General features: G+C 71.9%; 6 protein-coding genes. 1 reads left to right on the forward strand and 5 read right to left on the reverse strand.

Going from position 1 to position 11,476, the window contains the following annotated elements; translation table 11 throughout:
- Positions 1-17: 17 nt before the first annotated feature.
- Entirely contained in the window at positions 18-3,377 is a 3,360-nt protein-coding gene (locus tag GTY47_RS21150) for an NACHT domain-containing protein (RefSeq protein WP_010048707.1), read from the reverse strand.
- Between the two features lie 331 nt (positions 3,378-3,708).
- Here GTY47_RS21150 and GTY47_RS21155 point away from each other — a divergent pair, with 331 nt between their 5' ends.
- Positions 3,709-5,697 carry a hydrolase gene (locus tag GTY47_RS21155; protein ID WP_010048709.1) on the forward strand — a complete coding sequence of 663 codons (1,989 nt, stop codon included), beginning with the start codon at positions 3,709-3,711 and terminating at the stop codon, positions 5,695-5,697.
- Between the two features lie 17 nt (positions 5,698-5,714).
- Here GTY47_RS21155 and GTY47_RS21160 read toward each other — a convergent pair whose 3' ends face one another.
- The 4 genes from GTY47_RS21160 to GTY47_RS21175 all read right to left on the reverse strand — a co-directional run bounded on the left by GTY47_RS21160 (position 5,715) and on the right by GTY47_RS21175 (position 11,351).
- Entirely contained in the window at positions 5,715-7,196 is a 1,482-nt protein-coding gene (locus GTY47_RS21160; RefSeq protein WP_010048712.1) for an MFS transporter, read from the reverse strand.
- 172 nt (positions 7,197-7,368) lie between these two features.
- Positions 7,369-8,769 carry a cytochrome P450 gene (locus GTY47_RS21165; protein WP_010048715.1) on the reverse strand — a complete coding sequence of 467 codons (1,401 nt, stop codon included), beginning with the start codon at positions 8,767-8,769 and terminating at the stop codon, positions 7,369-7,371.
- Positions 8,770-8,911: 142 nt separating this feature from the next.
- Positions 8,912-10,018, reverse strand: coding sequence for an FAD-dependent oxidoreductase (locus GTY47_RS21170; protein ID WP_010048717.1), 1,107 nt, complete (start codon positions 10,016-10,018; stop codon positions 8,912-8,914).
- Between the two features lie 169 nt (positions 10,019-10,187).
- Complete coding sequence (locus GTY47_RS21175; protein ID WP_010048719.1) at positions 10,188-11,351, reverse strand: substrate-binding domain-containing protein; 1,164 nt, start codon at positions 11,349-11,351, stop codon at positions 10,188-10,190.
- Positions 11,352-11,476 lie beyond the last annotated feature (125 nt).

Raw genomic sequence — 11,476 nt, forward strand, 5'->3', positions numbered from 1 at the left:
TCCGGCCGCCGGTTCGCTCACCGCACCTTCGCGTTGTGCTGCGCCCGGTGCCCCATCGACTCCCAGAACCTCCGCAGCTCCGTGAGGTTCGTGCGGCGCTGCCAGGCGGCCTTGGGGCGGAACGGGGAGCGGGACAGGAGGGTGGACTGGGCGCGGCAGAAGGCCTCGCCGAGTTCCACCCGGTGGCCGTCGAGACCCTTGGGCGGGTACGGGCACAGCTCGAAGGCGCAGTCGTCGCGGCAGTTGGAGCCCGCCTGGGAGGAGGCCGTGCGGACGGTGGTGCGGCCCGGGTCGAGCGGGGTGCGGTCCAGGGTGAGGCAGGGCGGCAGGTCGGGCCGGGCGGTGTGCTGGAGGCGCCGGATGCGGTCGGTGGGCCAGTCTCCCCGTTCGGCCAGGTTGAGGAGCAGCAGCACGTCGGCGAGGAGTTGCTGCGCGGTCGGGTGCAGGGCGCTCCAGCCCGTGGAGGGCGGGATCCACAGGTTGTGCTTGCGTGCCTCGCCGTGGGACGTCTGGGAACCGACGTGCGCGGCGACGCCCGACTCGTCGATCCACAGGAACCGTTCGGGCTGGCGCGTCTCCAGGGCCCAGACGCAGAGTTTCCCGGCCGCGGTCACGAACGGGTGCTCCGGTTCGCCGTCCGGCCGGGCCAGCCACTGACGGACCTGCTGGGCGGGGTCGGAGCCGTGTCCGCGTGACGGGCGTCCGGCGGCGTTGCCGTCGGGCAGGTCCCACAGGGTCAGCGCGTGCAGCAGCGTGAGGCGGGTGAACCAGAAGCGGGTGCGCTTGAGCATGTCCCACGCCTGCTCGCTCAGGTACTCGCGGGCCTCGGGCCGGGCGTGCGGATGGCGGTGCCGGCGGTTCGCCGCGAACTTGAAGCCCTGGGCCAGCGCCACCTCCACGTTGAGGTCGACTCCAGCGGGCCCGTCGAGACCGTCCACCGGGACTCCGACGCGCCGCACCCAGCTCTCCAGGAACGCGTACGGGGTGTCCTGGTGCCGGTGGGTGGTGACCGAACCGACCAGCAGCGGGATCAGCCAGGCGCACAGAGTGTTGTCCCGCCACTGCCGTTCCTCGGCCTCGCGGTCCTCGCGTTCCCGCCGGCGCTCCTGGCGCCGCTCGTCCTCACGCTCCTTCAGTTCCCTCTTCATGCGCGCGACCTGGCCCTCGCCCTGTCGGCGCAGTCTGGTCTCCCGCTCCCCCACCAGTTCCGGCTGCTGCCCGTCCCACAGCTTCTCCCGCCAGTCGGGCTCCCGCTCGACCCGCAGGCCCTCGACCAGCTGCGGCCCGCGCAGCCTCGGCTGGAGCGCGGCGAAGGCGAGGTCCCCGCCGGCGCCGATCTCCTGAGCGATGGCGAGCCGGACCGGGTAGGAGGGTTCCAGGCGTGCGATCTCGAACATCTCCAGATAGGCGGGCCGGAGGGTCTGCCGCTGGGCGACACCGCGCATGGCCTCCCCGAACCGGGCCACGAGCAGGGCCTTCGCGGTGCCCAGGGTGTGCGGGTCGCGGGCCCTCAGATCCGGCCAGGACGTGCACAGCCGCATGGCGATGAGGTGCTGCTCCGGCTGGGCGTCGACGCTGTCGATCTCCAGGGCGGCCGCGTACAGCTCCAGGGCCTTGCTGTGCAGGGTGCGGCCGAAGAGGGGCCGTACCTGGTGCTTGTCGTCGTTGTCGGGTCCGGTGTTCCTGACCGTCTGTGCCTGGTAGGCGGCCTCCATCAGCAGATCCCGCGCGGCGCTCACCGGGCACCACACTCTCCCGTCGGAGCCCACCGCGCCCGGCTCCTCATGGACGCACGCGCCGTCGGGCAGCCGGGAGTGCAGCACCATGGCGATCAGCAGCTCCCGGCCCGGTTCACGCAGGGCCGCCGGGAAGTAGGAGCCCTCCGTCGGCTGTGCCGGGACGTCCGGGTGGATCACCGCGTTCAGGAACCGGGCCCCCAACTGGGCCTGGATCACGCTGTGCTGGAAGCGGACGCGGTCGCCGCCGAGCTCGACCAGGTCCATCCGGGCGCCCCAGTGGGCGGCGAGCCGGAGGTCGATGCCGCTGTCGCCGACCCTGCGGGCCAGTTCCCGGACGATCTCGGGGAAGCGGGAGCGGGCCGGGTCCTGTTCGTCGACGACGTCGACGAACCGCACCTCGGAGGTGTCGAGGGCGAGTCCCACGCACGCCAGCGCGGACAGGTAGTGGACGACCGAGCGGCGCTCCTCCGGGGAGAGCGGCAGATCCGCCCCGAAACGGCCGCTGATGAGGGCGCTGAGCCAGGTCTCGAACAGGTGGAACCTCAGGGACGCCCGGTCGCCGCCCCGCGTCTCGACGGCCTCCTCCTCCGCGGAGCCGGCGAGGGCCCGCTCCAGCAGTCCCTGCTCGTGCAGTTCGGCGGCGATCTCAAGGTAGGTCGGGGCCTCCGCGATCCCGGCCCGCTCGACGATCCAGTCCAGCCGCTGCCGGTCCTCCCCGGCGCCCCCGGACGAGATGTAGCTGAGGGCGGCCTCCTCGCTCAGCGGCTCCAGTTCGGTGAGGGACGCCTCCATGCCGCGCAGCGAGTCGTGTGGCCGGGAGGTGATGATCAGCGGCAGCCCCTCCTCGTTGGCACGGCGGATGGCCAGCCGGATGATGGTGTCGCGTTCCTCCGTCAGGTCCTCGGCGGTCAGCGCCTCCTCCAGACCGTCCGCGAGCACCACGATCCGCCCCTGCTGGCACAGCCGCCGCCACACCTTCTCCGCCTCGGCGCCGGAGCGGATGTTGCCCTGCACCTCCCGGCAGAAGCGCTTGAAGGCCAGGTCGCGGAAGTCGAGGTCCTGGTCGGCGGCACGCAGCCGTAGCGGCACCGGCACCGCCCCGCGCTCCGCGAGCCGCTGCGTCAGCAGCACGACCAGCGCCGTCTTGCCGGTGCCGATGCCGCCGACGACGACGTGCGTACGGCGGAAGCGGCGGTCCCGCAGGTCCTCCATGAGGACGGAGCAGAGCTGGTCGCGGCCCACGACCCGGCCGAAGATGCCGCCCGCGGTCTCCACGAGTTCGTGGGGCTCCTGGCGTGCCTTCCGCAGATAGGCGCGGCGCACGTGGCTGAACCGGAAGAACAGGTAGGTGACGGTGGCCAGGGCGAGGGTCAGGAACGGCATGAACAGGGACTGGAGGACCGTGCAGCTGAACTGGTCCGGCTTGCACTGGGCGTCGACCCACCGGACGGGCGACTCGAACTCCTTCTCCTGCCCCATGGTGATGACGGCCGTGACGGCCAGGAACAGCAGCAGCAGCGCGCCGAGGAACGTCAGCACCAGCAGCGCCACGTACCCGGCGCTCTTGCGGACCCGCCAGGTCCTGGTCCGGTCGTAGCCCGGCCGCATCAGCCGGCGCCGGTGCAGCGCGCGGCGCACGCCGAGCCCGTCGCGGAGCGTCCGCCCGAGCAGCCGCGGCAGCCCTCCTTCATGTCGCGGGGCAGCAGGACCCTGGGAAGCACGCGTACCACCGTTCACCCTGTGAGGGTTCCGCGCCCGAGGGTCCCCGGGCGCCCGCGGGCGGCAGATTCACCCGACGGAAGCCCTCGGGACCCGCCACCTGGCCGTGCGCCGTCCCACCGGACCGCGCGGGGCCGGGACGCGCAACTTCCGTCCGCGGCAGACCACTTGACGTTGAACCGTTTCACTGCTTCCCTCGAAAGGCTGCTCATGGGAGCGCTCCCATCCACCCTCACGTGAAAGGGACCCCGTGCAGACCTCCCCCCACCCCTCCCCCAGACGCGCCCTGCCCGCTCTCGTCACCGCCGCGCTGCTCGCCTGCCTGCTGTCCCTGGCGGGCGGCTCTCCCGCGCGGGCCGCGGCGGGGGACGGCTCGGTGTCCGATCCCAACATCGCGTACGTCGGTCGCTGGGACACCTCCTCCGGGACCGCGGCCGTGCCCCACTGGACCGGCGCCTACCTCCAGACCGACTTCACCGGCACCACGGTGAAGGTCAGGGCCAGGAACGCGGTCAACTTCTACGCCAGCATCGACGGCGGCCCCGATGTCTTCCACGCCGGTGTGCGCGGCACGGTGAACCTCACTCCCCGGCCGCTCTCCCCCGGCACCCACACCCTGCGCCTGTCCTACCGCTCCGGTGACACCGTCTTCCAGGGCCTGGTCCTGGACTCCGGTGCGCGGACCGTCGCCGCCGGCGCCCCGACCGGCCTGGTGGAATTCGTCGGCGACTCCATCACCGCCGGGGCCCTGACCGACCGGCTGGCGCTGGACTCGTACGCCTGGAAGACCGGGGAACGGCTGGGGATGCGGCACACGCAGATCGCCCGGTCCGGGTACTGCCTGGTCGCGCAGACGGGGTGCACCGGTCTGAGCGGGCAGTTCTTCAAGACGGCCAGTACCGGCGGCGCGGCCTGGGACTTCTCCCGGTACCGGGCCGACGCGGTCGTCATCAACCTCGGCACCAACGACATCGGGCACGGCGTGTCCGGCGCCGCCTTCCAGTCGGCGTACACCGCGTTCCTGCGGGACGTGCGGGCGAAGTACCCCACGGCGCACCTCTTCGCGGTGCAGACGCTGAAGAAGCGCTACGTCACCGAGACCAGGGCCGCCGTCAGCGCCCGCAACAGCGCCGGTGACGCCCGGGTGCACTACGTCGACACCTCGGGCTGGCTCACCGACGGCACCGACTACGAGGACGGCAACGGGCACCCGAACGAGGCGGGGCACACCAAGTTCGCCGAGCGCCTGGCCCCGGTCGTCCGCGCCCGGCTCGGCAGCGGCGCGACGGTGAAGGCGGCGGCTCCCGGGCAGCCCGGCGACCCGAGCATCAAGTTCGTCGGCCGCTGGGACACCACCAGCTCCGCCACCGCCTACACCCCGTACTGGGCGGGCGCCTACTACCGCGTCGGCTTCACCGGCAGGACGGTCAAGCTGAAGCAGCGGGGCACGATCGATCTGTGGGCGCGGATCGACAACGGGCCGGTGACGTTCTACGACGACGTCAAGGGCACGGTGAACCTGACCCCGTCGGCCCTCTCCTCCGGCGCCCACACGCTCCAGGTCAACTACCAGGTGGTGGCCGGATCGTACAAGGGCGACGCCGTCTTCCAGGGCCTCGTCCTGGACAGCGGCGCGACGACCTTCGCACCATCGGCCCCGGCGAAGCTGGTCGAGTTCGTCGGCGACTCGATCACCGTGGGCACGACGTCCTCGCAGAACGCCCGTACCGCGTACGGCTGGCTGATCGGGGAGCGGCTAGGCGTCGAGCACACGCAGATCGCGCAGGGCGGGGCGTGCCTGGTGGCCGCGCCGGACGGCTGTGTGGGTCTTGAGCGGCAGTTCACCAAGCTCAACCCGAACGCCGCGACGCCCGACTGGAACTTCTCCCGCTACCGGGCCGACGCGGTCGTCATCAACCTCGGCACCAACGACGTGGGCCACGGGGTGAGTTCCGCGCAGTTCCAGTCGGCGTACAGCAGCCTGCTGCGCAAGGTCCGCGCGGCGTATCCGCAGGCGTGGATCTTCGCGCTGGAGACGTTCCGCGGACGGTACGTGCCGCAGACCGAGGCCGCTGTGAAGGCCGCCGTCGCCGGCGGGGACGCGCGGGTCTCCTTCGTCGACACGACCGGCTGGCTGGGCTCGGGGGATCTGACGGACTCCGTGCATCCCAACGACCGGGGACACCGGGTGATCGCCGACCGGCTGGCGCCGGTCATCGCCGCGAGGATCGGGGCCTAGCGGGTCGGGGGCGGGCCTCACATCGGGCCGGGGCCCGCCCCTCCCTTGAGACGTTCCAGGTCGGAGGGACGGACCTGGATGACGATCAGGGCGATCAGCGCGGCGACGGCGGTGAAGATCGCCGCCATGATGAAGGCGGCCGAGGCGCCGGCGGTGAGGATCTCGTCGGACCAGGGTTTCGGCAGTTGCCCGGTGCGTTCGAAGCGCAGGCGCTCGGCAGGGGGCGCCTGCTGAAGGAAGAGCGGGATCTGCTTCTCGGCCTCGTTGGTGCTGGCCGTGCCGTACATGGTGACCAGGATGGACAGGCCGAGGGAGCCACCGACCTGCTGGGTGGCGTTGAGCAGTCCGGAGGCCGCGCCGGTCTCCGGCGTGGGCACGTTGGACAGCGCCATGAGGGTCAGCGACACGAACTCCATGCCCATGCCGAGGCTGAAGACGAGCATCGGGCCGAGGACGCTGCCCGCGTAGGTGGAGTGCACGTCGGTCAGGGTGAGCCAGGCCAGCCCGGCCGCGGCCAGGATCGCGCCCAGCACCATGAACGGCTTGGGGCCGTAGACGGGCAGGAACCGCGAGGCCAGTCCGGCGCCGATGGCGATGACCGCGCTGACCGGGAGGAAGGCCAGTCCGGCTTGGAGAGGGCTGAACCCCAGCACGTCCTGCACGAAGAGCGTGAGGAAGAAGAACATGCCGAAGATCGCGGCGGCCAGGCACAGCATGATGCCGTACGTGCCCGCACGGTTGCGGTCGGCGAACATGTGCAGCGGCGTGATGGGCTGTCTGGAGCGCCGCTCGATCAGGATGAAGCCCGTCAGGACGACGGCCGCCGCGCCGAACGAGGCGAGGGTGAGAGCGTCGCGCCAGCCCTCCTGTGCGGCCCTGATGAATCCGTAGACGAGCAGCACCATGCCCGCGGTGGACATGAGCGCGCCGGTGATGTCGAAGCGTCCGGGGTGGCGTTCGGACTCCCTGATCCAGCGCGGTGTGGCGAGCGCGATGAGCAGGCCGATGGGCACGTTGACGAACAGCACCCACCGCCAGTTCAGCCACTCCACGAGGATTCCGCCCGCGAGCAGGCCGATCGCGCCGCCGCCCGCCGAGACCGCGGCGAAGACCCCGAAGGCGCGGTTGCGATCCGGCCCCTCGCGGAAGGTGGTGCTGATCAGGGCGAGGGCCGTCGGGGAGGCGATGGCGCCGCCGCAGCCCTGGAGGGCGCGTGCGCCGAGGAGTTGACCGGCGTTCTGGGCCAATCCGCCGAGCAGGGAGGCGAGTACGAAGAGCAGCACGCCGAAGATGAAGACGCGCCGTCGTCCCAGGATGTCGCCCGTCCTGCCGCCGAGCAGCAGCAGGCCGCCGAAGGTGAGGGTGTAGGCGTTGACCACCCAGGCCAGGCTCGTGGTGGAGAAGTCGAGCGCGCTCTGGATGTGCGGCAGCGCGATGTTCACGATGGTGATGTCGAGGACGACCATCAGCTGGCACGAGGCGATGACGAAGAGTGCCATCGCGTTTCCGCCACCACCGGATGCTCTGGTGGTGGTCGCCTGTGGGGAAGCCGGCTGCGGGCTGCTGCCTGCGGTGTCCACCGTTCGACGGTACGTCCGGCTCCCGGACCTCACCACTCGATCAACGTCGGTGCCGCCCGCACGCACCGTTCGTTCCGGCCCGGCCTCCCGGTCAGCGGCCGCCGCGGATCAGGCCCGTCAGATAGCGCCACAGCGAGGAGCGCTGCCGGGCGGACTGGTCCGGCAGGACCTCCTCGGCCACCTCGGGCACGGGCCCGTCCGCCGAGGGCCGCACGGGTGCCGCGGAGAGTTCGTACCGCACGGGCAGCGAGCGCAGGCCGCGCATGAACGGGGAGGAACGCCAGGGCAGTTGGTCGGCGGGCAGGGCGAGGCCGAGGTGGTCGAACCGCTCGAACAGGCGCCCCACACCGGCCGCCGCGACCGTCGAGGCGAGCTCCCGCGCGGGGCACTGGCGCGCTCCGGCTCCCCAGGAGAGATGCGCCCGGGTGCTGATGGTGGTGCCGGAGGCGACGTGGTCGGCGAAGAGCGGGTCGGCGTGCGCGGCGGCCGAGGAGACCCACACCGGGTCGCCGGCCCGGATCGTGTAGTTGCCGAGCGGGGTGTCCTCGGCCGCGAAGCGCGGGACGAAGTTCACCAGGGGCGGCTTGCGCATGACCACCCGGTTCATGGTCTCCCTGACCATCCCCGCGGACAGGCTGGCGCGCACGCTGCCCTCGCCCGAGATGACCTCCACGACGGTGTTGGAGATGAGGATGCCGACGTGGTCGGAGGTCATGCCGAGCAGCATGAACAGTTCGCGGGCCAGATGGTCGAGCGACAGGTCCGGGTGCGCGGCCAGCAGGTACGAGGGGAAGTCGTCGCCCGGCTTCTCCAGCTTCAGCGCGGCCAGTTCCGCCAGCGTCGCGAGCAGGCGCTCCAGTGCGGCCTCGGCGTCCGGGCCCGCGTCGAGCACGCGCCACATGTCCATCAGCGCGTCGTCGCCCTGTGAGCCGGGGAAGCCGAGCAGATGGCTGGCCACCATCAGCGGCAGCGGCCGGGAGAACTGCGCGGACAGGTCCGCCACGCCCGTCTTCCCGCCCTGCCCGACCAGGGTGATCAGCTCGTCTGCGTAGGCGGTGACGGCGGCCTTGAGGCGCTTGGCCTGGGGGTGGCGCGGGTCCTGGAACGGCTTGAGGGCAACGTCCCACGCCGTCCGCAGCGGCCGGTATCCGGGGCCGCCCTGGATCAGGATGTGGTTGACCTCCAGGGACGGGCCGAGCGGCCAGTCGGCCGGCACCCGGCCCTCGGAACGGGCCCGCCAGTTCTCCAGCCCCTTCGGGAAGCCGTCGTTGTCCTGGAGGACCTGGAGCGCCTCGCGGTAGCCCAGGACCAGCCAGGCGGGTACGCCGAGCAGATCGACCGGCGCGACCGGGCCGTGCTGCTGCCTCAGCCGCTCGTACACGAGCGCGGGGCGCGTCTCGTAGTCCCGGGTCAGCAGCGGCTGGGGACTCAGTGCCTCCAACCGCGTGTCGTCCAGGTCCACGGATCCGCCGTCACCCCACTGGGATTCCATCGTCTTGCCACCCTCCGACACGCCCCGTACCGGCACGCCATCAGCCGGTAACCGGAAACGGTGGGGACCCTACCCCAGACACAACCGGCCGGTAACGACCGGGGGTGGGATCGCGCGGGGCGGCCCTGCCCCGTGCCGTGGATCAGGCGGCGGTGTAACCGAGTTGGCGTCGCATGTAGGGCGTCATGAGGGTCTTCGCCTTGGCCATGGCGGTGGTGCGGCTGCCGAGGACAGCGGACTCGCCGCCCGGTACGGGCAGCACGGTCAGTCCGTCGGCCGGGCCGAACGGCACGATGAGCGGGGTGCGCTGGATCGGCCGGTAGAAGCGCGGCTCCTTGCGGTGCCTGCCCGAACTCTGGAGGAAGGCGCGGATGTTGTGGGCGGCGATGTCCGCCTGCGCGAGGGCGGCGGGGGTGATCTTGAGTTCGCTGACGTCGTTCACGTCGCCGACGGCGAACACGTCCAGCTTGCCCTCGACCCGGAGCGTCCGGTCGACCTTGACGTGTCCGTCCCTGTTCAGCCAGTCACCGTGCCCGGCCAGGCGGAGCCAGAGCGTGTTGGGTGTGGTGCCCGTCGCCCAGAAGGACAGGTCGGCCTCGATGAGGGTGCCCCGGGCGTCGCGGTAGGTGCCGAAGTCGTTGCCGGGCGACATGAACGAGTCGAGCCGTACCTCGACGTCGTGGGCCTCCAGCCACGCGAGGGCCTTGCGTCCCGGCCGCGCGCTGCCCGTGGAGTCGAGCAGGGCCGGTCCGGAGTGGGCGAGCGTGACCCGGGCGTCCGGCCGGGCGAGCCTGATCTCGGCGCTGAGTTCGACGCCGCCGGGGCCGCCACCGACGACGAGGACGTGCTCGGCCGTGGCCACGTTGCGCTGGTGCTCGGCGAACGACTTGGCCGCCTCCTCGACGGTGGTGCCGACGAAGCGAGCCGGCTCGGGGTAGTCGGCGCCCGTGGCGATCACGACCACGTCGTACGGCAGCCGCTCGCCCGTGGCGAGGACGACCTGCCGCTCGGCGGTGTCGATACGCACGACCTTGCCCGCGACCACGCGGCCGTGGTGCAGCAGCCGGTCGTACGGGATGAAGGGCGTGTGCGTCCACTCGGGGCGCACACCCGCGCGCAGGGAGGCGACGCGGTGGAAGAAGACTTCCTTGCGGTCCACCAGCGTGACCCGGGCCGTCGCGTCCAGCCGCTTCGCCAGCCGGACACCGCCGTAGCCGCCGCCGATCACCACTACGTCGCCGTCGTACACGCCCAGTCTCCTGTGCCTGGTGGGGGGTGCGAGTGCCGCCGCGGAACGGGCCCCGCTCGGATCGACCCCCGGCGGCCACTCGACTGAAGGTGAGATTAGCCCTTGAAAATTAAAGGAATTCCGAGGTTCCGTGCATGTTCCGTGAAGGGATCGGCACCCTGAACGGACGTCACTTCCCCCAGATCTTCCGGTACGCCTCCCGGTAGCCCGACGGGTCCCAGGTCGTGGCGCCCTCGCTGTTGCCGGCCGTGGCGATGTGGACGGGGGCCGTGTACCGGCTGGCCGGGCGGCCGGAGAAGGCGCGGTTGAACTCGTCGACGATCTGCCAGCCCTGGAGGGACAGCGGCTCGGGCACGGTGGCGGCCTGGTACTGCCTGCTGTTGATGCGCTGGAAGGCGGACGGATCGCCGTCCCCCGCGCCGATGTTGTACGGCGGCCCCGACCCCTTCTCACCGGCCGCGCGGAAGGCGGGGGCGGCGTCGGCGAAGTACAGGTCGTTGATGGCGACGGAGTGGGTCCAGCGGTCCTGGAACCGGGAGAGCAGCGAGGAGATCTCCCGCGGGGTGCGGCTGCTCGCGTCCGGGATGGGGATGTTCTCGACGGACAGCAGCCGCACCCCCCGGCACCTGGCGAGTTCCTTCCTGATCAGGTCGGACTTGTTCCTGGCGAAGGGGATCGACGCGTCGGTGATGAGCACGACCCCGGCGCGGCCGTCCGAGTCGGAGATGATCCACTGCGCGCTGATGCGGGCCACGTCCTGGACGCGGGTGGTGACGTTGGTGAAGAGGTCGGGCTGCCGGCTGGGGCCGGGCTCGGGCACCGCGTGCCAGCCGATGAGCGGGATGCGCAGCGCGTTGGCCCGGGTGACCTGCTGTGCCGTCGAGCCGGGGTCGAAGCCGCCGATGACGATGCCCGACGGCCTGAGGGCCACGGCCTCGCTCATGGCCGCCTGGATGCCGGCCGGGGTGCCTCCGCCGTCGATCACCCGGACGTTCCACCCGATGACCCGCGCGGCTTCCCGCACCCCGTTCGCGGCGCCCGCGACGCCGGGATTGGTCATGGTCTGGGCGACGTAGACGATGGTCCTGCCCGACACCGCCGCCGGGCCGCTGGTGGGTCCGCCCCAGGGGATGTCGGTCCGTTCCGCACGGGTGACGGCGGACTGGGCCCTGGTGTGGACGTCGGGGCAGCCGCTCGGGCCCGTCGCGGTCTCGTCCGCGCCGTCCGACGAACCGCGTTCGCACCCGACGAGGGCGGTCGCCGTCGCCAGCAGGGCACAGCAGGCGAGCCGCGCGGTGCGGGCTCCGGGGGCGGCCTTGCGATTGCGGTGCACGGTGGGCTCCTGTGAGGGGATCGGCGCGGCGGGGCGTGCCGAAGGGTCAAGGGGGTGTGCCTGTGGTGCCGCCCTCCGGTGTCGGGGAGGAGGGCGGCGGGGGCGGCGCGGCGGGTGTGTCGCGG

Source organism: Streptomyces sp. SID5464 (assembly GCF_009862985.1).
GTDB lineage: Bacteria > Actinomycetota > Actinomycetes > Streptomycetales > Streptomycetaceae > Streptomyces > Streptomyces chartreusis_D.

What these genes read in the sequence shown, in the direction of transcription:
- GTY47_RS21160 (WP_010048712.1), bottom strand. Translation starts at nt 7,196, where the DNA reads ATGGCACTCTTCGTCATCGCCTCGTGCCAGCTGATGGTCGTCCTCGAC.
- GTY47_RS21165 (WP_010048715.1), bottom strand. Translation starts at nt 8,769, where the DNA reads ATGGAATCCCAGTGGGGTGACGGCGGATCCGTGGACCTGGACGACACG.